Origin of the sequence: Bradyrhizobium sp. SZCCHNRI3052, assembly GCF_032484895.1 — a bacterium.
Taxonomy (GTDB): domain Bacteria; phylum Pseudomonadota; class Alphaproteobacteria; order Rhizobiales; family Xanthobacteraceae; genus Bradyrhizobium.
This window is the reverse complement of the sequence record NZ_JAUETW010000010.1, coordinates 144,372-165,732: the sequence shown is the minus strand read 5'-3', so window position 1 is coordinate 165,732 and position 21,361 is coordinate 144,372. Positions and strand designations below refer to the sequence as shown.

Annotated in this window: 21 protein-coding genes; 13 read left to right on the top strand and 8 right to left on the bottom strand. The window is 66.8% G+C overall.

Translation table 11 applies throughout. From position 1 onward, the window contains the following. Positions 1-69: 69 nt before the first annotated feature. Both QW887_RS25085 and gspD read right to left on the bottom strand, forming a co-directional pair. On the bottom strand, positions 70-618 hold the full coding sequence (locus tag QW887_RS25085) for a tetratricopeptide repeat protein (protein ID WP_315717464.1): 549 nt from the start codon (positions 616-618) through the stop codon (positions 70-72). Beyond that, on the bottom strand, positions 590-2,893 hold the full coding sequence (gene gspD / locus QW887_RS25080; protein WP_315717465.1) for a type II secretion system secretin GspD: 2,304 nt from the start codon (positions 2,891-2,893) through the stop codon (positions 590-592). Before gspD ends, QW887_RS25085 begins: the two co-directional genes overlap by 29 nt. 256 nt (positions 2,894-3,149) lie before the next feature. Between gspD and QW887_RS25075 the strand changes: the two genes are divergently transcribed. Genes QW887_RS25075 through QW887_RS25030 form a run of 10 tightly spaced genes read left to right on the top strand, consistent with a single transcriptional unit; the run spans position 3,150 to position 11,292 of the window. After that, positions 3,150-4,805, top strand: coding sequence for a GspE/PulE family protein (locus QW887_RS25075; protein ID WP_316184403.1), 1,656 nt, complete (start codon positions 3,150-3,152; stop codon positions 4,803-4,805). 8 nt (positions 4,806-4,813) lie between these two features. Continuing rightward, a complete protein-coding gene (locus tag QW887_RS25070; protein ID WP_316195231.1) occupies positions 4,814-6,022 on the top strand; it encodes a type II secretion system F family protein in 1,209 nt (402 codons plus the stop codon). Between the two features lie 20 nt (positions 6,023-6,042). Continuing rightward, on the top strand, positions 6,043-6,525 hold the full coding sequence (gene gspG / locus QW887_RS25065; RefSeq protein ID WP_315717468.1) for a type II secretion system major pseudopilin GspG: 483 nt from the start codon (positions 6,043-6,045) through the stop codon (positions 6,523-6,525). Further along, the gene (locus QW887_RS25060) at positions 6,518-6,982 is read left to right on the top strand and encodes a prepilin-type N-terminal cleavage/methylation domain-containing protein (RefSeq protein WP_315717469.1); all 465 of its coding nucleotides are present in this window, start codon (positions 6,518-6,520) and stop codon (positions 6,980-6,982) included. Before gspG ends, QW887_RS25060 begins: the two co-directional genes overlap by 8 nt. Further along, on the top strand, positions 6,975-7,373 hold the full coding sequence (locus tag QW887_RS25055) for a type II secretion system protein J (protein WP_315717470.1): 399 nt from the start codon (positions 6,975-6,977) through the stop codon (positions 7,371-7,373). Before QW887_RS25060 ends, QW887_RS25055 begins: the two co-directional genes overlap by 8 nt. Further along, a complete protein-coding gene (locus tag QW887_RS25050; protein ID WP_315717471.1) occupies positions 7,373-8,092 on the top strand; it encodes a type II secretion system protein in 720 nt (239 codons plus the stop codon). Before QW887_RS25055 ends, QW887_RS25050 begins: the two co-directional genes overlap by 1 nt. Then, entirely contained in the window at positions 8,092-9,036 is a 945-nt protein-coding gene (locus QW887_RS25045) for a type II secretion system protein GspK (protein WP_315717472.1), read from the top strand. Before QW887_RS25050 ends, QW887_RS25045 begins: the two co-directional genes overlap by 1 nt. Further along, complete coding sequence (locus tag QW887_RS25040) at positions 9,033-10,103, top strand: PilN domain-containing protein (RefSeq protein WP_315717473.1); 1,071 nt, start codon at positions 9,033-9,035, stop codon at positions 10,101-10,103. The genes QW887_RS25045 and QW887_RS25040 overlap by 4 nt, the downstream gene beginning before the upstream one ends. After that, complete coding sequence (gene gspM, locus QW887_RS25035; protein WP_315717474.1) at positions 10,100-10,663, top strand: type II secretion system protein GspM; 564 nt, start codon at positions 10,100-10,102, stop codon at positions 10,661-10,663. Before QW887_RS25040 ends, gspM begins: the two co-directional genes overlap by 4 nt. After that, positions 10,663-11,292, top strand: a complete 630-nt coding sequence (locus QW887_RS25030) for a hypothetical protein (RefSeq protein ID WP_315717475.1) — start codon at positions 10,663-10,665, stop codon at positions 11,290-11,292. The genes gspM and QW887_RS25030 overlap by 1 nt, the downstream gene beginning before the upstream one ends. Before the next feature lie 18 nt (positions 11,293-11,310). Here QW887_RS25030 and QW887_RS25025 read toward each other — a convergent pair whose 3' ends face one another. Genes QW887_RS25025 through QW887_RS25005 form a run of 5 tightly spaced genes read right to left on the bottom strand, consistent with a single transcriptional unit; the run spans position 11,311 to position 14,956 of the window. Then, positions 11,311-11,802, bottom strand: a complete 492-nt coding sequence (locus tag QW887_RS25025; protein WP_315717476.1) for a prepilin peptidase — start codon at positions 11,800-11,802, stop codon at positions 11,311-11,313. Between the two features lie 46 nt (positions 11,803-11,848). After that, positions 11,849-12,469, bottom strand: a complete 621-nt coding sequence (locus QW887_RS25020; protein ID WP_315717477.1) for a HupE/UreJ family protein — start codon at positions 12,467-12,469, stop codon at positions 11,849-11,851. Further along, entirely contained in the window at positions 12,466-13,077 is a 612-nt protein-coding gene (locus QW887_RS25015; RefSeq protein WP_316195227.1) for a HupE/UreJ family protein, read from the bottom strand. The genes QW887_RS25020 and QW887_RS25015 overlap by 4 nt, the downstream gene beginning before the upstream one ends. A 17-nt stretch (positions 13,078-13,094) precedes the next feature. Further along, on the bottom strand, positions 13,095-14,075 hold the full coding sequence (locus QW887_RS25010) for a HupE/UreJ family protein (protein ID WP_315752558.1): 981 nt from the start codon (positions 14,073-14,075) through the stop codon (positions 13,095-13,097). Beyond that, positions 14,072-14,956 carry a peptidylprolyl isomerase gene (locus tag QW887_RS25005; RefSeq protein ID WP_315827891.1) on the bottom strand — a complete coding sequence of 295 codons (885 nt, stop codon included), beginning with the start codon at positions 14,954-14,956 and terminating at the stop codon, positions 14,072-14,074. The genes QW887_RS25010 and QW887_RS25005 overlap by 4 nt, the downstream gene beginning before the upstream one ends. Before the next feature lie 281 nt (positions 14,957-15,237). Here QW887_RS25005 and QW887_RS25000 point away from each other — a divergent pair, with 281 nt between their 5' ends. From QW887_RS25000 to QW887_RS24990, 3 genes are all read left to right on the top strand, one after another. Beyond that, positions 15,238-17,262, top strand: a complete 2,025-nt coding sequence (locus tag QW887_RS25000) for a hypothetical protein (RefSeq protein ID WP_315827811.1) — start codon at positions 15,238-15,240, stop codon at positions 17,260-17,262. 120 nt (positions 17,263-17,382) lie between these two features. Next, entirely contained in the window at positions 17,383-17,712 is a 330-nt protein-coding gene (locus QW887_RS24995; RefSeq protein WP_315717488.1) for a hypothetical protein, read from the top strand. Between the two features lie 93 nt (positions 17,713-17,805). Continuing rightward, positions 17,806-18,429, top strand: a complete 624-nt coding sequence (locus tag QW887_RS24990; RefSeq protein WP_315827812.1) for a 2OG-Fe(II) oxygenase family protein — start codon at positions 17,806-17,808, stop codon at positions 18,427-18,429. 4 nt (positions 18,430-18,433) lie between these two features. Here QW887_RS24990 and QW887_RS24985 read toward each other — a convergent pair whose 3' ends face one another. Continuing rightward, positions 18,434-21,061, bottom strand: coding sequence for a spermidine synthase (locus tag QW887_RS24985; RefSeq protein ID WP_316195224.1), 2,628 nt, complete (start codon positions 21,059-21,061; stop codon positions 18,434-18,436). Positions 21,062-21,361 lie beyond the last annotated feature (300 nt).

The following is a 21,361-nucleotide window of genomic DNA, read 5'->3' as shown; positions in this document are numbered from 1 at the left end:
GCCGCCGGGGGCTTGACTCCATTGCTGTCGGGAGCCAGCGCTCGCCGGGCTATGGACCGGTGATACTGGTCAGAGCTGGCCGGGCACCCAGCTCAGCGCGAGGGCTTGGCCTTGCGCGATCTGGCTGGCCGACATCTTGGATGCGACGGCGTTGCGAAGCCGCAGGAAGTAGCTGCGCTGGGTCGACTTGGCATGTCCGGCAGCAAGGTTCAGCCATTTGTAGGCGAGCACGACGTCCTGTGGAACGCCATGACCCTTGTCGTACATCAGGCCGAGCATCGCTTGGCCGAACGGATTGCCGGCTGCGGCGGCCTGGCAATAGAGATCGCTCGCGACCTCGTAGGCCTGCGGGGTTCCAAAGCCGTTTTCATACATGAAGCCGAGCATCGCCTGAGCGCGTGGATCGCCGCGCAAGGCAGGCGGGGTCAGCACGCGCACGGCGCGGACGAAGTCGCCGCGCGCATAGGCGATGCGTGCGGTGCTGACCGAATCGGCGCGAACGGGCGAGGCGAGTGCTCCCAGCAGCAGGATGGCTGCGGTGCAGGCGATGGTGAGGCGCCCCATCGTCGGCCGGATCACGTGGCTGGGGTCAACGGGTGGTGCGGACACGCAAATCATCCGTGATGCTCGCTCCGACTGATCCGCGGAGCTTGGAACGGAGTTCTTCTGCCACCTGATGCGCATCGCTGCCGTCGCGAATGATCTGCGGCCGGATGAAGATGATGAGCTCGGTGCGTGTGCCCTTCTTGCCCTGATGCGAGAACGCATCGCCAAGAACCGGAATCTCGTCGAAGCCCGGAATGCCGTTGCGATTGCCGGTCTGCTGCTCGCTGATCAGGCCCGCCAGCAGCACGGTCTGGCCGTTGGCGACCGAGATGGCGCTCTTGACCTTGCGCTGCGACACCGTCGGCGTGAGACTCGTGGCGGTCTGGGCCGCGACGTTGCTGATCTCCTGCTCGACCTCGAGCCGCACATTGCCGTTGGCGGCGATGCGCGGCACGACGCGCAGGATGATGCCGGTGTTGCGATAGTCGATGGTGTTGACGACAGTATTGCTCGACGACAGTACGGTCGCGCTGCCGGTCGATACCGGCACGACGTCGCCGACCTGCAGGGTGGCGGTCTGGTTGTTGATCACGACCAGCGAGGGATTGGAGAGCACCTTGACGCTGGTGACAGTATGGAGTGCGTCGAGGATCATGTTGGGCGAGGCTTCGTGTCCGATCAGGAAGTTGAAGCCGGGCAGAGCGCGGTTGATCAAGGCCGTCGTCGCCGCGGATGTCGTCGCTGTGGCGACCGACGTGGCTTGCGTATTGGTGATCGATCCTTTGTCGGTCCCGAGGCCGAGCACCTTGCTCGAAAGATAGGCCTGCACGCCGTAGGACAGCTCGTTGGTGAGCGTCACTTCGGCAATCGTGGCGTCGATCCCGACCTGCAGCACCGGCTGGTCGAGCTGCTGCAGCGTGCTGGAGATGATGCGGTAGTTCTCGCGGTCGGCATAGATGAGCAGCGAGTTGTTCACCGTGTCCGGGGTGATCCGGACATTCGGCATGATGGCCTGGCCTCCGCCAGCACCACTGCTGCGTGGCTCCAGCCCGGTCGAGGACGGCGTACTGCTGGAGGACGATGTGCTCGAAGATGACATGCTCGAGAGACCACCGGCTTGGGACCGGCTCGTCGGATTGGCGCTCGAACCCGATGATCCCGCTGCATTTGTGTTGAAGGAGAGCCGATCGGCGACCGATGTCGTCGTGCCGTCGGACCCCGGCGCGGTCTGGCCGTCGGCGCCGTCGGTGGAGGACGAGCCGGCGCCGCCGAACATGTCGGTGAGCACCTTGGCGAGCTGGCGCGCGTCGCCGTAGCGGACCCGGTAGACGTGGACGCTGGTGCGCCCGGAGTCGGCCTGATCGAGCCGGCGGATCCAGGTTGCCGCGCTCTGCAGCAGCGCTGGCTTGCGCGTCACGACCATGATCGCGTTCAGGCGATTGACGACCTGCAGCTTGACGAGATTCTGGCTCAATCCGTTCTCACCGGAGTCCATGATCTTCTCCAGCTCCGCCATCAAAGGCTCTGGCGCCGAATTGCTGACCGGGAAGATGCCGACGGACTGGCCGCGCATCCAGTCGACGTCGAAGCTCATCACCGTTTCGATCGCGGAGCGTCGCTCGGCTCCTGTGCCCTGGATCAGAAGCAAGTTCCGGGTAGTGTCGGCGCGCACGCTGCCGGCGCGAGTCGCGAAGCTGTCCATCAGCTTGAGGATCGTCTGCGCACCGACATATTGCAGCGGCACGACGGAGACGCCGTAGCCGGGCTCGGCGCGGCCGGCCTCGCCGTCGACGCGTCCGGCGCCGATGGCGTCGCCGAGCGGGGTCAGCTTGTAGCCGCCGCCTTCGCGGACTAGCACGACGCCGGACAGGCGCAGCGCGCTCTCCAGCACGAACAGGATGTCGGATTTCGGCACCGGCCGCGCCGACACCAGGCTGACGCTGCCCTGCACGCGGGGATCGATCGAGTAGCCCGCGCCGAGGATGTCGCCGATCACGACCTTCGCAACCACTGCGATCGGCGTGTTCTCGAAATTGAGGTCATAGCCCTTGCCATCGGCCGCCGGAAGCGGCCTGACCTCGGCGACCTCCTGAACCGTGGTCCCCTGATATGTCCGCGCGCTCGCGCGCTCGACCTCGGGGCGTCCCTGGATCGATGCGACCGGTCCACTGTCGCGCGGCAGGATATCGAGCGAGCGCACCTTGTCGATGACGTCGACATCGGCCGGCGCGCTGGCCTGGGAATTGAGCGTTGCCATGTTGCAGGAGGCGAGCAGCACCGCAATCGCCAGCAGCGAGGCAGGTCTGACAACCGCAGCGGACTGGCTTCGATTGCCGATACGAAACATGGACTTACCGATCTACTCGTGTTGACCGGCCGAAACGCAGCAGCGCCTCGTTTAGACCGCGCAGCCTGCATAGCGGTCCAATATGACACTTATGTATAATTGGCGGCTGCCGCCCGACCTTTGCGCCGCATGTGTGTCGGAAATGTCGGCGCCTCCGGCATTCGTACAGCCGTCATGTTCGCGATCAATAACGTGGGTCACCAGTAGCGGCGTGCCGAGACGTTGGGCCCGGCACGGGCGCCACCCGGATCACGCCATGAGCGGTACACTGTCGACCCAATTTCATGCCTATCTTCGCGAGCGCCATCCCCAGCTGGCGGGCGAAGGCGGAGCTGCGGGCGAAACGCAGATCGCGCTCTGGGACAGGTTCGGCCTGACCGCTGACGTTTTCGCGGAGGAGGTCGCCGGCTTCACCGGACTGGAGCGCGTCGCGCTGCGCGAACTGATGGCGGCACTGCCCGCGGTGAGCGAGTTCTCCGACCGCTTCCTCCGCGAGGTGCTCGGCTATCCATACAAAGATTCTGACGGCGCCGCCGTGTTCGCGATGGCCGATCCGACCGATCAGGCGGTGCGGCGGGCCGCCGAACTGGTGCTCGGCCCGCAGACTCTCTTCAAGGTCGCCTCGCATGAGGATATCGCCGTCGTCCTCGACCAGCGGCTTGGCGATTCCGACGACGCCGAGATCTCGCCGGCACAGGAGATCCGTGACGACGACATCGAAAGTCTGCGCGATCTCGCCAGCGGCGCGCCGGTCGTCCGCGCGGTGAACGATCTGATCGAGAAGGCGGTGGAGATGCGCGCCAGCGACATCCACATCGAGCCGTTCTCGACCGGCCTCGTGGTCAGGCTGCGTGTCGACGGCCTGTTGCGTCCGATCGCGGCGCCCTCAGGCGTGCTGCCGCAGGCAGTGATCTCGCGCATCAAGATCGTCGCCGGTCTGAACATCGCCGAGCGGCGCCTGCCGCAGGACGGCGCGGCGCGCATTCGCGCCGGCCGGGCCGAGATCGACGTCCGCGTCGCGGTCATGCCGACCCAGCACGGGGAATCGGCGGTGCTGCGCATCCTGCCGAAGGATCGCTCGCAGCTGGTTGCGAGCCGCCTCGGCCTCGCGACCCGCGACGACGCTGCACTCCGGCGCCTGATCACGCTGCCGCACGGCATGATCGTGATCACGGGGCCCACCGGCAGCGGCAAGACCACGACCCTGGCGACGATCCTGTCCATGCTCAACACGCCGGAGCGCAAGATCCTCACTGTCGAGGATCCGGTGGAATATGAGATCCCCGGCATCAATCAGTCACAGATCAAGCCGGCGATCGGGCTGACATTTGCGAGCGCGCTGCGCTCCTTCGTGCGTCAGGATCCCGACGTCATCATGGTCGGCGAAATCCGAGACAGCGAGACGGCGCATGTCGCCGTCCATGCTGCGCTGACCGGCCATCTGGTGCTGACGACGCTGCACACGGAAACCGCCGCGGCGGCGGTGCCGCGCCTGCTCGACCTCGGCGTCGAAGGCTTCTTGTTGCGGTCGACCCTGCGCGCGGTGATCGCGCAGCGGTTGGTGCGCCAGCTCTGCGATCACTGCAAGACGCCGAAGCCGCTCGATGACGAGGCGTGTCGCGATGACCCGCGCTTCGGTCATCTCGGCCTCGTCCCCGGCGACATCACCTGGCACCCGAGGGGATGCGAGCGATGCGGCCAGAGCGGCTATCGCGGCCGGGTCGGCGTATTCGAGCTGCTCGAGCTGACAAGCAGCCTGCGCGAGCTGATCGCTGACAGTGCCGACGGCCTCGCGATCGATCGGCTGGCGATCCGGGAAGGCATGACGACCATGCTCGATGACGGTGTCGCCAAGTGCCGTGCGGGTGTCACGTCGGCCTCCGAGCTGCTTCGTGTCCTCGTGGCGCGGTGAGGTGGATCGTGCCGAGCTACCGCTATCGCGCCCTGACGCAGTCCGGTGAGATCGTCGTCGGCTCCCTCGTCGCGCCGTCGCGCGGCGAGGTCGAGCGGCGCATCTCCTATCTGCAACTGCTGCCGATCGAAACCGTGGAGGAGAAGGAGCGGACGGGGGCTGCGTCCGGGCTCTCGTTCGGCGCTCCGTCCGCGGCTGAAGTGACCACGTTCACGCGCGACCTGGCCCTGCTGCTCAAGGCCGGCGCGCGGCTCGACGACGCGCTCGACCTGCTGTCCGGCGACTCCGACGTCGGCCGCCTCCGTCCCGTGGTGGCGCGGCTGCGCGCGGCGATCATGGCCGGCGAAAGCTTCGCGGACGCGGCGGCTGCCCAGCCGCGGCTGTTCTCGCCGATGTATGTCGCGCTGATGCGCGTCGGCGAAGCGTCGGGAACGCTCGACCACGTGCTGACTGCGCTGGCCGGCGAACGCGAGCGTTCCGAGGCGACGCGACGCAAACTGACCGACGCGATGCAATACCCCGCCTTCGTCTTCCTCGCGGCGATCGGCGTGATGCTGTTCTTTCTCGTGGCCGTGCTGCCGAACTTCTCTGCCGTGCTGCGCGACTTCGGCGGCCGTGCCGATACCGCGCTCGGCTTCTTCATGACGATGTCGGATCTGCTGCGCGCCAATGCAGTTGCGATCGCGCTCGGCTGTGCGGCGCTGCTTGCGGCAGGCTGGTGGCTGTTGCGTCAGCCCGCGGTTCGCGCCGGCCTGACCAGTGTGCTGGCGGTGACGCCCGGCATCGGCAGCCTCCTGCTGTTCTATCGGACCAGCCTGTTCTGTCGCAATCTCGGCCTGCTGCTCGGCTGCGGCGTCAATCTGAGCGCGGCCCTGCGCATCCTCGTTGACGTGATGGCGGTGACGTCGTCGCGCGCGCCATGGTCGGCGGCGGCGGATCGCGTCCGTCACGGTGGCAAGCTGTCCCAGGCGCTGTCGGCCGACAACATGCTGCCGCCGATGGCGCTGCGCATGCTGCGGCTCGGCGAGGAGACCGGCCAGTTGCCGACGCTGTCGACCCGGATCGCCGAATTCTACGAAGCCAAGCTGCAGCGGGGACTCGACCGTGTCGTCGGCATCGTCGGTCCCGCCGCCATTCTGCTGATCAGCGTGGTCGTCGGTGGCCTGATCGTCTCGATCATGACGGCCCTGCTTTCGGTGACGCAACTGGTCGGCTGACCGACATCAAGGAGAACGATATGAGATCAGATACGCAGATCGAGCCGGCCACGAGGGCCGGGCGCGAGCAGGAGCGCGGCTTCACGCTGGTCGAGATGCTGGTCGTGATCACGATCATCGGACTGATCATGGGGCTGATCGGTCCGCGCGTTCTGAACTATCTCAGTGAATCCAAGACCAAGGCGGCGCGGATCCAACTGCAGAGCTTCTCGGCGGCGCTCGATCTGTTCTATCTCGATGCCGGCCGCTACCCCTCGACCTCGGAAGGTCTCGGTGCGCTGGCGCAACGGCCGGCCGGACTGAGCGCCTGGAACGGCCCCTATCTCAAGGGCGGTGCCGTGCCGAAGGATCCGTGGAATACGGCCTATGTCTACCGCGCGCCGGGCGACCACGGCCCGTATGACATCCTGTCCTACGGTGCCGATGGCCAGGAGGGCGGCAGCGGAACGGCGGCGGACATCGTCCTGGGAACGCCGACGCAGACGAGCGCGCGCAGTGAGTGACGACGGCCAGCGCGGCTTCACGCTGCTCGAGATGGTCTGCGTGCTCGCGATCGTCGCGCTGCTGGCGTCCGTCGCGCTGCCTTATCTGCCGCGACAGACGTCGCGACCGCGGCTGCAGGCCTATGCGCTGCAGGCGGCGACGCTGTTGAAGTCGGATCGTGCCTCGTCGATGCGGACAGGTACGCGCGTCGACACTGAGATCGACACGTCGCGCCGCTTGATCCGCTCCGGTAGCGGCGCGGCTGCGTTGAAGCTGCCCGACGACGTCGCGTTCCTGGCGACGTTGCCGCGCAGCTGCCAGCATCGGCCGGTGCTGGCGACGATCAGCTTCTTTCCTGATGGCCTGTCCTGCGGCGGCGCGATTACCTTGTCGCGCGCCGATCTGAGCCTGGAGATCAGGGTGAACTGGCTGACGGGGAGGATCGACATTGTCTCGCGCGCGCTTGCCAATGGTTGATATAGGCGACCGGAGTGACGCAGGCTTCACGCTGATCGAGGTGCTCGTCGCGCTTGCCATCGTCAGCGTGTCGATCATCGCCATCGGCGCCGTGGTGTCGCGCAACGCGGCCAGTGTTCGCAAGCTCGAACAGCATGTCACCCTGGTCACCGACATGAGGCTGGCATTGGCAACGGTGCTGGCTGATCGCAGCCGGCTGCAGCCGGGCAGGATCGATCAGCGCTCCGGCTCTGGGGCGGTGGTGCTGCAAGTCAGGCCGCTCGGTGGTGATTGGAATGAGCCGGCCGGGCAGACCGGGTGGATTCCGGAGGCAGTGACCTTGCGTGTGAAGACCGGCTCGGGCGCCGTCGCCGATGTGCAGACGGTTCGCCTCGCGCGAGGAGCGCGCTGATGCGCGTCCCACCCGATCGACCGAAACAGCAGGGCTTTGCGCTGATCGAGGCGCTGGGCGCGCTCGCGATTGCCGGAATCGTGTTGTCGGCGCTGGCTGCGGTGACGTCGCAATGGCTGCCGGCATGGAAGCGCGGACTGGATCGCGTGCAGCGCGCCGAGATGGTGGCCGCCGCGCTGCGGCGGGTCGGCGATGATTTCGCTGCCGTGCAGTTTGTTTCGGCCAATCGCGAGCAGAAGGGACCGCTGTTCGTGGGCGACGAGGTCTCGGCGATGTTCGTGCGCGCCGAGTTTGGTCCGAATGCGGGACATGGCCTCGATATCGTGCGCATCGGCGAGGAAGGGGGCAGGGGCGAGCGCGCTCTGCGGCGATCGCGTGCCGCGTTCGAGCCCGTGTCGGTCGGCCAGCCCGTGACCGAGCATTTCAAATTCGTCGATCCCGTGGTGCTGCTGTCGGCGCCGTTCCGGATGTCGTTCGCCTATGCCGACAGGACGATGGCCTGGACGACGGAATGGCGCGATGCGACCAAGCTGCCGTCCGCCGTCCGCATGACGATCTACGACGACAGCCGTGGCGGCGCGGCCGTACTGGTCAGCGCAGTCCGTATTCAGGTCGATGCGCCGGGGGGCGGTTTTGCCGATACGGGAGCGGGCGGCACCGCGAACCAGCCAGCCGTGGCCGAGCCGGCCCAACCGAACAAGAGCGAGCCGGTCGACTGATGCCCGTTCGCTTCTTCAGCAATGGCTCTGCCGACCGGCGCGGCGCGCAGGATGGCTTCATCCTGATCGCTGCGCTGTGGATGCTCGCGGCGCTGGCGGCCCTCGTCGTGGTCGTCTCGCAGCAGCTGGGCAGCTCGGCGCGGTTGCTGCGGCTCGAAGACGAGGCGGTCGAGGCCGATGCGCTGATCTCGGCGGCCATCGAACTGTCGGCCTATCGTTTGCTGCTGTCCAAGGATGAGGAGCGGCCGCGGCAGGGCGGTTTCCGCCTGGCCCTTGCAGGCAACGACATCGCAGTCTCGTTCGTCAACGAAGCGGCGCGGATCGATCTCAACACGGCCTCGAAGGACATGCTCGAAAACCTCTTCGTCACGCTGGGCGTCGACCGGGATGCTGCCAAGGATCATGCCGAGCGGGTGGTCGCGTGGCGCTCCAAGCCGTCCGATGCAGCCAGGGCCCAGGCGGAGGAGGCGCGCTATGCGGCGGCCGGTCTCAAGCGTGTCCCGCGCCTGGCGCCGTTCGCACATGTCGGCGAGCTGTCGCTCGTCCTCGGCATTCCCGCATCGCTCGTCGATCGGGTCCTTCCGCTGGTGACCGTCTTCAACGGCTCTCCCGGAATCGATCCGACGATCGCTGCGCCGGAGGTCGTTGCAGCGTTGCCGGGAATGACGCCGCTGATCTTGAAGGATTTCCTCAACGCAAGGGCGTCGCTGTCACAGGATGCCGATACGCTGGCCCAGACGCTCGGTCCTGTTGCGAAGGATGCCGCCAAGGGCAAGAGCAAGGCCTATCGGCTGCGCATCGTCGTCAGTCCGGCGGGCGGGCTTCGTCATGCGGCGACGGCGGTGATCGTTCCCGGCGAAGGCGAGGAGCCTTATCGGCTGCTGGCGCGCCAGGACGAGGGGCCGCAACCGAGGGGAGCGCTTCAGGCGCGGAGGATGCCATGAAGCTGACCGAAGCGATCGAGCGCGGACTGACGGCATGGACGGCCAGCGTCGCGACAGCGATCGAAGCCGTGGCCGATCGGCAGCTCAGACGTCCGCAGGTCCAGGTCCGCCATGACCGAACAGAAAGCGTCGTCTTGACGATTCAGGCGCGACCGAAGGCGAAGCCGATGCCGGCGCCGGCAAGGGTGAATCCGGCGGCCGGCGCTGCGCAGGCCGGGCTCTCGCCGGAGTGGCTGCGAACGTTGCGCGGCGCCGCGCTGGAAATCCATCTGGCCGCCGAGAGCGTCCTGGTCCGCCCGCTCGACTTTCCGAAGCAGGCCGAGCCGTTTCTCGACGGCATGATCCGGACGCAGATCGGCAGGTTGACGCCGTGGAATCTCGATCAGGTCCTCTACGGTTGCAGCGCCCCGCGCGCAGTCGGGGATCGGATCGCGCTGACGCTCGCGGCGACGCCGCGCGCTCTGGTCCAGCCCTTGCTTGCCTTGGCCGATCAGGTCGGCGCCGCCAGGCTCGTCATCACCGCCGATGTCGGCTCAGCCGATGGCGGCCAGATCCAGATCTTCAAGACGTCGCTGCGCTCGTCGCTTGCCGGCGGGCGCGATCTCGGGCGCGTGCTCAAGCTCGGCTGGCTGTCGGTTGCTGCGACCACGGCCGTGCTGCTGATCGCGACGACATTGATCGGCGGATATCTCGATGGCGAGCTCGAAGATGCGCAGGCGCAGGTCACGCGGCTGCGCGCGGCGCTGCGGCCCGCGATGGGCGCCACCGCCGCCGACGGGCTGCTCGCCAAGCGCAAGCAGACCAGTCCCGCCAGCGTCATCGTGCTCGACACGCTGTCGAAGATTCTGCCCGACGGGACGTATGTCGTCGAGATGCATGTCGAGAACGATCGGCTGCAGATCTCCGGCCTGACCCAGGACGCCCCCGCGCTGATCCGGCTGATCGAGCAGTCGCCGCAGTTCAGCCGCGCCACCTTCTATGCGCCGACGACGCGCACCGCCGGGGAAGCGGGCGAGCGTTTCCATATCGAGGCGCGCATCAACGCCTATTTCGGGGACCGGGCATGAACTGGTCGACATCGCTGCGCCGGATCTTCGTGAACTCGCCGGCCGCTTCTGCGATCCTCTATGCGACGACCATCGTCGCGCTGCTCTGGCTTGGTGCTGCAGCGGTCGCCGATCTCGTCGCCAAGCGCGACCAGCTCAATGACACCAACGCGCAACTGGCGCAGTTTTCGGGACGCAAACGGCCGGCCAGCAGTTCCTCCTCGGACAGCGCGACGGCTCCGGGCGGATCGGTGTTCGTCGAGGGACGAACGGTCACCATCGCGGGCGCGGCGCTGGTGCAGCGCCTCACGGAGGCGATCAGCAAGGCCGGCGGCAGCGTGCTGTCGACCCAGGTCGAGCTACCGGCGGCGCGCGGCAACGAGAACCTGATCAGCGTCGTCGCCAGCTGCGAGCTCGAACAGCCGGCGCTGCAGCAGTTGCTCTATGATCTCGAAGCGGGATTGCCGTTTCTCTTCGTCGATCAGCTGCACGTGCAGCAACCGCTGGCGGCCGCGGCCGGCGGTGTGGGGCGGCTGACGGTGCTGGTCACCGTGTCGGGCCAATGGCAGGGAAAAATGTGATGCGATCGTTCGTCGGTTCAGGTCTCGTCACCGTTGCGACCGTATGCGTGCTTGCAGCTTCGCTCGGCCGTGCCTGGGGTGAGACGGCGGATGGTCTCGAGCCCGCTGCGCCCGCGCAGGCCGCGCCCGGCGCCTCCGACCCGCCGGCCGTTTCCGAGGCGCCCAGCGCGCAAGTCCCGGGGCGCAGGAGTGCCAACCCGCTGTGGGATGTTCCGATCAGTGCTCTCTCGGCGACGCGCGACCGTCCGATCTTCTCGGCCTCGCGCCGGCCGCCACCGGTTGCCGCACCCGTCATGGTCATGCGAGCGCCGCCGCCTCCGCCGCAGCAAGAGCCGGAACGACCAAACCTGCAGCTCGTCGGCACGGTGATCGGCGACGAGGAGAGCTTCGGCATCTTCGTCGATGCCTCGTCGCAGGCGTCGCTGCGCTTGCGGGTCGGCGCCTCGCATGAGGGATGGGTGCTGCAGTCGCTGCGACCGCGTGAGGCCTCGCTGCTGAAGGCGCCGGAGACCGTCACGCTGCAAATGCCGCAGCTCGGCACAGCCGGCAGCGGCGACGTGCAGGCGGGACCGATGACCCCGCCTGCGCCGCCGGGCGGACGCGAGCGGATGGCGCGGCGGGCGCGTTGAGGTCACGGCTTACCGCATTCAGAAGGTCACGAGCAATTCGCTCCCGGTGGCCTGCAGAGCGAGTACGGCAAGCAGGCCGAGGACGAGGAACGGGCCGAACGGCAGCGCCGTTTGGCCTGTCAGCCGGCGGCCCATGATGAAGAGGACGAGCGCTGCGGCGAGTGCCGTCGTCGCGGCGATGAGCAGCAGGATCGGCATATTTGGCAGGCCGGCCCAAAGCGTCGCAGCCATCAGAAACTTGACGTCGCCGAGGCCCAATCCTTGGCGGCCGCGGGCCATTGCGTAGAGCAGCCGCAGCAGCAGCAGCGCCGAGCCGAGGGCGAGGGCTGCGGCGCAATTCCACAGTGCCTCGGGGAGATCGACAAGCGTCGCCAGTCTTGCGAAGCCGCTGGCGGCGACCAGTGCATTCATCCAGTCCGGCAGCAGCCCGCTGCGCAGATCTGTCCAGATCAGTCCGGCGCAGGTCAGGAGCAGCACGACGATCGTAACGATGTTGATGGCGTCGGTCACGCAGCCCTGGAATTCGCGGGGTCGGATCGCCCGAGCATAGGCCAGCTCAGGCTGCGAGCGATAGTCCCGCCATCATCAGGCCGATTGCGGCGACCCAGCCACCGACTGCGCGCACCGCGATCCCGCGCCAGCTCGATACCGGCTCGGTCTCGGGACGCCTGAAGGTGACCGCCAGCGCCATCACGAGGGTGATGGTGACGTAGCCCGCACTGGCGAGACCGGCGGCATAGAGGAGGCGGTCGGTCTGCGGCACGAGCTCGCCGGCATTGGCGGCGCCGCGCATCACGCCGAGCACGAATGCAATCATGCTCAGCAGGACCACGGGAATGCGCAAGGCCGCCGCCAGCAGCAGCCCGAGAATCAGAATGGTCGCGGCATCGCCGAGTGGAGACACCGCCGTTGCGCCAGAGCCGGCGGCGAGTGCAAGCCCCGTGCACAAGCCGAGCGGGAACACCACGACGAGCCAGCGTCCGCTCGCCGTACCGAGCGAGCCGGCCAGCAACCCGAGGGCGACCCAGACCACGACGTCCTGCAGCGCGAGCAGCGGGTGCAGGGCGCCGGCGTAGAAGTCGCCGAGCCGGGCCGACACGATATGGGCATCAGCGAGCTGCGCTTGCGTCAGCAGCAGCGCCGATGCGAGCAGGGCGGTCCGGCGGTACGTGCTCATGCCGCGACTCCGAGGCTCGCGACCAGGAAGTAGCCGCCGAGCGCGGCGATGGCTGCTCCGACGCCTTGGATGATGCGCTCGCCGCCGGGCCAGCGCGCGAGCGCGCCGATGGTGATGCCGCAGGCGTGGAGAAGACCGGTCGCGACCACGAAGCCGCAGCCATAGGCCAGGGGATTAGCCGCCGTCGGAAGCTCGACGCCGTGCGCGTGGCCGTGAAAGATGGCGAAGATCGCAACGATGATGGCCGCAACTGCAAACGGGACACGGATGCGGATCGCGACCGCGAGCCCGAGCACCAGCGCCGACAGCGCGATGATGAGCTCCGGGACGGGCAATCCGACCTTCAGGATTCCCAGGACGGCCCCGAACGCCATCACCAGCGGGAAGACGACCGGCAGGATCCAGATCGCCGCGCCGCCGAGCTGCGCGCCCCAGATGCCGACTGCAACCATCGCGATCAGATGATCCAGCCCCGTCAAGGGATGCAGCAGGCCGCTGGCGAGCCCGCCGCCGACGCCCGTCTGCTCGTGGGCAAGGCTCGGATTCGCTGTCAGCAGCGAGAGCAGCGCCGCACCCAACACGGCGTGCAGGAGTTTGCGCGCGATCATGTTCGTCCCATTCGTCATCATGCGGCCGCCAGAACCCGCACCAGGCGGCCCAGGAACCAGAACATCGATACCGAGCCGATTGCATAGGCCGGCAGCTCGGCGCCCCAGCGCGGCAGCGCCGCGCCGAGGCGGCGATGTGCCCAGATCAGCGCCAGCACCAGCAGCACGAACAGGACCTGTCCGATCTCGACGCCGACATTGAAGAAGAGCAATGCCGCAGGCAGGATCCGTCGTTCGAGCCCGAGGCCTGCGAGCGCACTGGCGAAGCCGATGCCGTGCACCAGACCGAAGCTGAAAGCGACAGCCCATGGGTAGCGGGCGGTCAGCCCGGTCTCGCCGCGCTGCTGTTTGACGATCTCGACGCCGACAAACACGATGCTGAGCGCGATGCAGGCGTTGAGCGGCCCTTCGGCGACGCCGATCCATCCGAACGCCGTTGCGGCCAGCGAGGCGCTATGGCCGATCGTGAAAGCCGTGATCGTCTTGAGCAGGCGCCAGCCGCCCTGGACGATCCAGATCAGCCCGAGCACGAACAGCAGATGATCGGCGCCGAGCAGGATGTGGTCAATGCCGAGATTGACGTATGTCTTGGCGAGCTCGAGCCAGGTGTCGAGCGTCGGCGCATCGGTGCCCAGCACGGTCACGACCGGATTGGCCGCAGAGATCGTGTAGCTGCGCGTCTCTCCAGCGAGCGACGTCACGCGGATGATGGCGGCCGACATGTCCTCGCCGAGATTGGCGATCGTCATCTGCCCGACGAGGCCCTTGTCGCCGCAATTGAGCTCCGGCAGGCGCAGGTAGCAATGCGGAGGCATCTTGAGATCGATGCGGTTGACGCCATCCTTCGGCAAGGTCGTCCATCGCCCGATATACGCGCCGGGGCGCATCTCGCGAAACTCGAGCACGGCGATCGTCGCCTGATGCGCAGCCGCCGGCCGCCCGGGCAGCAGCGCTGCGAGCGCGAGCACGATGGCGATCAGGGCGCGCGCGCCGGTCACGGCTCGTACCTGATCGTGTAGTTGGCCTTGAGCCGGCTCACCGCCTCCCAGGCCCGTTTCCGTGTCTCTTCGGTGTGCCAGATCTTGGCCGCCTCGGCGCGGATGTCCTCGAGCTTCGCCGGAGCGCCCGGCTTCCGGGCGTCGAGACGAACCACGTGCCACCCGTCCTTCGACTGCAGCAGGGTCCATTCCTGGAGGGGCGCCTTGAGCAGGCCGTCGCTGAAGCCGTCGCCGAAGCCGGCGGCCAGGCTCGGCACCGGTCGGTCGAGAATCGCGCGCGTCTGATCGCGCAGCTCCTCGGATTCGCGCTGCTCGCGAATGTCGTCCAGATAGCGCCGCGCCGTCGCCTCGTCGCTGGGTGGCGTCATGAAGAAGCTGACACGCTCGGGCTCGTCGAACCGGGCATGATTGTCGGCGAACCAGGCGCGCAACTGCTCCTCGCTCGGCTGTGGCACGCGCACCTGATCGAAGATCAGATATTGCAGCTTGAACGCGACACGGTCGCGGATCATCTCGTCGCCGCGGTCGACGCCGAGCGTCTTGCCTTCCCGATAGAGGATTTCGCTGGCGACCCAGGCCTCGACCATCTTCTGCAGCTCGGCCTCGCTCGGGGTCCGCTGCTTGTCCTCGTCGAACGTGTCGATGAAGGACTGGCGCAGGGCCTTGGTCACGGTGATGACCTTCTCGTCCTTCGCCGGCGGGTGGATGATGGCATCGGCCGCGAAGATCAGGCCACCGAGAACGAGGAAGTGCAGGAGTGGCTCCCTGCTGAGCCGGCGCAGGGCGGTCACGGATGATGATCGCGCAGGGGAAGAGCTGTTGCCATCTTGCTGATTGGAGCGTGCAGAGGCGCTCTCGAAGGTCTGCGCCGCATTCGACATGGCAGGGGCTGACATACGTTCTTTACAACTCGGACCGCGCTCGTTGCGCGGCGCGTATATGCAACGGCACACTTGCCGTTGTCACCGGGCAAACGTCAGTGTCACAAAAATTTCGCAACGACGGCCGACCGCGATGTTCGTGGGGAAGACGCCAGCAAAAATAAATCCTTCAACAAACTGTCTCCGAGTTTTGGTTTGGTCGCGCCGCGAATGACGACGGCGCATCGGTCGCGTTGTCATCTCGGTTTGGAGATCGATCGAATTCTTTAGGGGCGACGATAATGGTTCCATCTACCAAGACAATCCTGCTGACAGCGGCCTCGGTCTCGCTGGCCCTGTCACAGAGCGCCGACGCTGGGGAGCGTTGGGGGGAAACGACCAAGAACAATCCGTATGTCGCGGGCGACATGCACAACCACAACACCTGCACCGACGGTTCGGTTGCTGCCGGCTATGCGATCGACCGCTCGGTCGGCAAGGGCACCGCGGCGGCTGGCGGCAACAATTTCGATCTCGACTGGTTCACGCTCGGCAACCACGGCGGTTCGGGCAACCGCGATTGCCGCTTCAGCGATGCGAGCGCCAACATCCCGGGCGACAATACGACGACGTATTGGAGCCAGACGCTCGGGAAGACCATCGACGGCATTACGATCACCAGCCTGAAGGGCACGCCGAACGGCACCGATACCGGCGCCAAGATGTGGCGCTGGCAGTCGATCAAAGAGATCGAGTACCCAACCATCGTCAATCGCACCGCGACCTACAACAAGGTGCTGGTCGAGGGCCTGGAGTGGATCCTGCCCGGTCACGAGCATGGCGACGTCGCCGTGATCGCCGGCCAGAACCCGCGCGGTTACGGCAATGCCGACAAGATGGCCGAGTTCGAATATCGCTTCGACCGCGCCGACACCGACGCCATCGGTCCGGTCGATGCCAGCAACAACCCGGTCTGGGCCGGCAAGGACAATGTCAACAATTCCGGCACGGCCGGTCACCAGAAGGCCGTCGCCGGCATCGCCTGGCTGCAGGCGAACCACCCGCTGCAATCCTATGCTGTGCCGACCCATACCGAGCGGCAGGGACCGTTCAATCCGAACGGCTCGGCCGGCTACAACATCGAGCACTTCCGTGACTTCAACAACGCCGGCCCGACGGTCGCGTTCGGCATCGAAGCCCCGGGTCACATGGCCGAGGGCGGCGTGAACGGCGGCTCGGGCTCCTATGGCTCGGGCGCAGTCGGCGGCGGCACCTACGGCATGCAGGGCGTCTACACCGCCAAGGTTGGCGGGCTGTGGGACGGTCTGCTCGGCGAAGGCCGCAACTTCTTCCTGTTCCAGAGTTCGGACTGGCACAGCCGCGGCGTCTATGGCGCGCGCGATCCCGGCACGACGGCGGACTTCATCCCCGGCGAGTACACCAGGCTGTACGTGCCGAACGAGCGGCGCTTCTCCCAGCAGTCGATCATCGACGGCATGCGCTCGGGTAATTCCTACTCGGTCAACGCCGACATCATCGGCTCCGACATGGAGTTCCGTGCGAAGGGTGAGTGGGACGACGACTGGAAGACGATGGGCGAGACGCTCGTCGTGCGCCCGGGCGAGAAGGTCACGCTCGAGATGGAGATGACCGTTCCGGCCTCCAACAACAGCCCGTACGGCTTCAACAACCCGCTGCTGCTGCCGGTCGGCATCAAGCAGCCGTTGAACAAGCCCTATCTCGACCACGTCGATCTGATTACCGGCGACATCACCGGTCCGATCGCGCCGGGCGCCCCTGGCTATGCGGTGGCCAATGCCAAGGGTGTCGATGGTGCGGCCATCGTCTACAACACGTCGGCCAAGATCGCGAAGCAGATCCCGGCGACCAAGATGCGGAGCCACAAGCTGCGCGACGGTTCGACCCGCCTCAGCTTCACGACCACCTTCATCGCCGGCCAGACACCGTTCTACATCCGCGCCCGCGGCACCAACATCCCGCCGGCGACTCCGAACGTGTCCGACAGCGCCGGCAATCCGCTGCTCGATGCCAACAACGCCACCGTCAGTTGCACAGATCCGGCATGTCCCTCGCACCTCGGCACGGTCGGCGGCGTCAAGAAGGTGACCAACGACGTGCAGGCCTGGTCGAACGTCTGGTTCTACGCGAACCCGATCTTCGTCCGAACCTACAGCACGCCCAAGCTGCTGGTCGAAAAGAATCAGGAGCTGGCCCGCAAGCTGGCTCACGAGCATCACCACTGGCACGATTGGGACCACTGGGGTCACTGGGGCCACTGGGGTCGCTGGGCGTTCAACCGCGACTGATTGATCGGCACCAATCCGGCGGGACATATCGTCCCGTCGGATCCTGCTCACTCCGAGCGCCAGTTTGCGAACCGGCGCTTCGTCTTTGAAACCTGCTTTTCCCTGGGGTTCGTCGAGGTGATGTCGCGTTTGTCCGCCGTGAGTCTCGCCGTTCTAGTCCTCACGATCGCAGTCGCATCGGCGCATGACGAGGAGCCGACGCAGGAGGTCTGCGACGCCGCAGTGGCGGAGGCCCGCGCACAGGCGGCGACCCTGCCGGCGGACGACGTGTCGCGTTATTTCGCCGAGCGGGACATTCAGCAGGCGCTGGTCGAGGCCGGCAATGGCGAGTTCGATGATTGTGTCGAGAAGGCCGAGAGGGCCGTGCTGGAAGTGCGCGACCGGCCCCACAGCCTGAGGCCCGGCGAGCGGCTCAACATTCTCAGTGCCGACGAAATGCCGACGCGCTGACGGGCGCGCACCGCGTCTCCACTCTCGTCATCCGGCTGTCATGCAAGTCGGCAAATTGTCGGTCCCGTTGCGGCGCGTGCAAGGCCTTGAGACATGGACCAGATCGAAGCTCTTTTTCCGATACCGTTGTTGCGTTCGCCTGGGCTCTTGAGCGCCGAGCTCAAGGACGCGGCGGTGGCAGCCATCCGCCATTCGAAGATCGAGAACAACCTGCGGTCCGGACAACTGTTCCACACCGAGGTCGCCGATCCCCGCGCCAATAATCTGTTTCAGACCATCGCCGAGCTCGCCGTGCCCAAGCTGATCGATTTCGGCGAGCTGCTGTTCGGCGAGAAGCTGCGCTGGACGGTCAAGGAGATGTGGACGAACATGCTGGAGACCGGCGGCAACCAGACCCTGCACGCCCACGCCAACAGCTTCATCTCCGGCATCTTCTATCTGACGCCGTCTCACCCCGGCAGCCGCACCGTGTTCGTGCGGCCGCCCGGCGGCAGCGACTTCTCGTTCCGCCATCACACGCGCAGCGCCGCGGTCGGCCCGTTCAATGCCGGCAAATACGTGCTGCCGGAGGCGGAGCCCGGCGATCTCGTGCTGTTCCCAAGCTATCTCTACCACGAGGTGCCGCGCAATCAGGGCGACCAACGCATCACGATCGCTTTCAACGCGATTCCTGATCATCTGGATTGCTGGGGCTACCGCGTCAGCTTCGCGTCCTGACGCTCTATCGTTCGAACTCGCGCGACAGCAGGTCGCGCGCTTCGCGTCGCGACGGCGCGGCGGAGTCGATTGCCCGAAGCAGGCGTTCAGCAGCCGCGCGATCCGATGCAAGCAGCGCTTTTGCCATGCTCATCAGCGGCGCATAGGCCGGCTCGAACTCGGCGCTGGCGCGAATGGAATCGAGGAGACCGGGCGCGGCGGCTGCGATGAGCGCCGGCCCGCGCGGTTCGCCGGTCAGCGCCGCGCCGACCTGGATGAATTGGTTGCGGGCCCGCCAATAGGCGCCGAGTCGTTGCTCCCACATTCCGCGTTTCGAGTCTTCCAGCAAATCGGCCGCGTCGGTCTTTGTCTGGCTCAGGACCGTCAGCAGCAATTGCCATGGGGCCGCCGAGAGAGCGTGGACGTTGCTGCGCGCGTCGAACGTGACGAATGGGAAATCGTCGGTGTTGCGCGGTCCCGGACCGGCGAAGCTCGCGAGTGCTTTCGCGCCGGCGACATACTGGCCCAGAAGGTCGATCGGCTGATCGAAGCCGAGAGGTTGAATGATCGGGTGAAGCTTCCGGTCGGAGAACCGTGCGGCGACGAGTTCGGGGGCGATCGGGCTCGGGGCGCCTGATCCGATCAGAGCCAGCATCGGCGTGCGCACGCTGTAATGGTTCAGCCAGGCGGACCCTTGTGGAAAGACTGCGAGAAAGCTCCTGATGATCGCGCGCAGCGACGGCGCATCGAGCTGATAGAGCGGCAGCCACTGGCAGAACACGCCCTCGGCCGCCAGTCGCCGCTTGACGGCCGCGAAATGTTCGACCGTGTACAGCGCGCCGCTGCCATCGAGCGCCGGGTGGAACAGGTCGGCCACGATCACGTCGTAGCGTCCGTCATCGGCGATGATGAAGCGCCGGGCATCGGCAACGGAGATCGGCGGCCTTTCCTTCTCGGCCGCGGGGTTGTCGAACCAGGGCAGCAGCGCGACGACTTCGGAAGAGAGTTCGACCGCGCGCACGTCGAGATCCGGCATCTGCGCGGCGCCGAGCACGGTCGCGCCGGTGCCGACACCGAGGAAGAGGGCCTTGCGCGGCGCTGGATGCAAGAGCAACGGCAGCATGGCCTGGCGGAAATCGGATCGGACCGAACTGGTGCCGCCCATGCGAAAGTGGCCGTTGACCTCGAGATAGCGTGCTCCTGAGGCGTCGTCGACGACGCTCGCGGTCGCCATCGGTCCCTCGCGCACGGCCAGAAGCTTGCCGCCCGGCGGGACCCTGATGAGCAGCGGGGCGGGAAGCCACAACAGCGCGAGTGCAAGCAGAGCGGGCGCCGCCGCCCAGCGCAGCGCAGCGCGTCGGGGCTGCAGCAGCAGAAGATATCCGACGGCAACGAGGACCAATGCTCTCCAAGTGCCGAAAGCGGGAATCAGCAGCTGTGCCGCGACCAGCGGCGCAATGGCTGCGCCGAGGCTGTTGATGCCGACGGCCCAGCCGACCGATCCCCTGACGTTGCGGACATCCTGCATGAGCTGGCCGAACAAGGCGCCCATCGCCATCGCAGGCAACAGGAACAGCGCCAGCGCAATGCCGAGCTCGCCGACGACGCCGAGGCTCGCAGCGCTGTCAGCGAGGCCGCCCAGCAAGGGCGTCACGAGCGCCGTGCCGAGGCAGACGAGCGCGGTGCCGCTGATCAACGCGGTTCTGCCGCGCGCAACCGTGTGCCCCACGCGCTGCCAGATCATGCCGCCCATCGCAGTGCCCAGCAGGTAGGCGGCCAACAGACAGGCGAAGCTGTAGACCGTGTCCTGCATCATCTGCGCGGCCAGGCGCACGACCAGCACTTCGAACACGATGCCGAGCAGGCCGGTGACGAACAGGGTTCCTGTCAGGCGGAGGCCGGCGACAGCACGCCTGCGATCGTCGCGCGCGCGAGCGTCGACCTGCGGGGCTCGGCCGAGGCGAAGCGCTGCGAGCGCGCAGGCCGCGTTGACGGCTGCCAGGCAAAGCAGCGTCGCCGACAATCCGAGCGCGGGGATCAGCACGAAGGTGGACAGCAGCGTGCCGGCGACGGCGCCGGCGGTGTTCGCGGCGTAGACGCCGGCGCTGACGGGCCGCGTGCCATGCGCCGCGGACGTCATGCGTTCCAGCGCGGTCAGCGTGCCGCCCATCGCCACCGTCGCCGGCAACAGCACCAGCGTCGGCAGCAGGAAGCTCGCGCTCCACAACAACACGTTGGAAGGCGCCGTGCCGAGCAGCGGCGCGAGGGCGCGCGCGCACGCGGGAAGCAGCCAGACCGCACACAGCCCCCACACGCCGATGACCGTTTCGAGGACGGCATACACCCGGTGCGGATTGGCGGCGCGGCGGATCCGGCCATCGAGGACGAAGGCGCCCACCGCCAGCCCGGCGAAGAATCCTGCGATGGCGCCGAGCACGGCCATCATCTCCGTGCCCAAGGCGAGGGCGAGCTGGCGCGTCCAGACGATCTCATAGCCCAGCCCGGCGAGGCCGGATGCTGCAATCAGCAGCTTCAGCGTTCTCAGCTGAGCCATGCTCTGGCGGGCGACGAGATCGACGCCGGAAGACCGGGCGCCTTGCTTCTCCGCGACCAGATCATTGTCGCGCGGGTCTGCGTGGCGTGCCTCGGTCAAGATTTGGTACCTGCAATTCCCGTGATCGGTCTTCGGATGCAGCGCGCCGTGCGGGATACTGCTCCGGGCGCGGGATCAAGCTCGGCTGCATGGGCCGCCAAGGTCGAGATCGTTTCCTTGTGTTCGTGTTTCGTGACGGTGGTTTGACAGAAGCTGTGGGAGCACGCGGCTCGGCGCAGATGGTTGTATCGCATGAGACCCGTCAGGGAGCGATGACCAGACGCAGCCGCGATCTGCGGAACGTTGTGGTTGAATTCGGTAAACCATCGATCCTCTCCGATCCGACATTGTTGTGCTGCG

Coding starts and splice junctions, on each gene's coding strand:
- QW887_RS25085 (WP_315717464.1), bottom strand. CDS start 618: ATGATTTGCGTGTCCGCACCACCCGTTGACCCCAGCCACGTGATCCGG.
- gspD (WP_315717465.1), bottom strand. CDS start 2,893: ATGTTTCGTATCGGCAATCGAAGCCAGTCCGCTGCGGTTGTCAGACCT.
- QW887_RS25075 (WP_316184403.1), top strand. CDS start 3,150: ATGAGCGGTACACTGTCGACCCAATTTCATGCCTATCTTCGCGAGCGC.
- gspG (WP_315717468.1), top strand. CDS start 6,043: ATGAGATCAGATACGCAGATCGAGCCGGCCACGAGGGCCGGGCGCGAG.
- QW887_RS25055 (WP_315717470.1), top strand. CDS start 6,975: ATGGTTGATATAGGCGACCGGAGTGACGCAGGCTTCACGCTGATCGAG.
- QW887_RS25050 (WP_315717471.1), top strand. CDS start 7,373: ATGCGCGTCCCACCCGATCGACCGAAACAGCAGGGCTTTGCGCTGATC.
- QW887_RS25045 (WP_315717472.1), top strand. CDS start 8,092: ATGCCCGTTCGCTTCTTCAGCAATGGCTCTGCCGACCGGCGCGGCGCG.
- QW887_RS25040 (WP_315717473.1), top strand. CDS start 9,033: ATGAAGCTGACCGAAGCGATCGAGCGCGGACTGACGGCATGGACGGCC.
- gspM (WP_315717474.1), top strand. CDS start 10,100: ATGAACTGGTCGACATCGCTGCGCCGGATCTTCGTGAACTCGCCGGCC.
- QW887_RS25030 (WP_315717475.1), top strand. CDS start 10,663: ATGCGATCGTTCGTCGGTTCAGGTCTCGTCACCGTTGCGACCGTATGC.
- QW887_RS25020 (WP_315717477.1), bottom strand. CDS start 12,469: ATGAGCACGTACCGCCGGACCGCCCTGCTCGCATCGGCGCTGCTGCTG.
- QW887_RS25015 (WP_316195227.1), bottom strand. CDS start 13,077: ATGATCGCGCGCAAACTCCTGCACGCCGTGTTGGGTGCGGCGCTGCTC.
- QW887_RS25005 (WP_315827891.1), bottom strand. CDS start 14,956: ATGTCGAATGCGGCGCAGACCTTCGAGAGCGCCTCTGCACGCTCCAAT.
- QW887_RS25000 (WP_315827811.1), top strand. CDS start 15,238: ATGGTTCCATCTACCAAGACAATCCTGCTGACAGCGGCCTCGGTCTCG.
- QW887_RS24995 (WP_315717488.1), top strand. CDS start 17,383: ATGTCGCGTTTGTCCGCCGTGAGTCTCGCCGTTCTAGTCCTCACGATC.
- QW887_RS24990 (WP_315827812.1), top strand. CDS start 17,806: ATGGACCAGATCGAAGCTCTTTTTCCGATACCGTTGTTGCGTTCGCCT.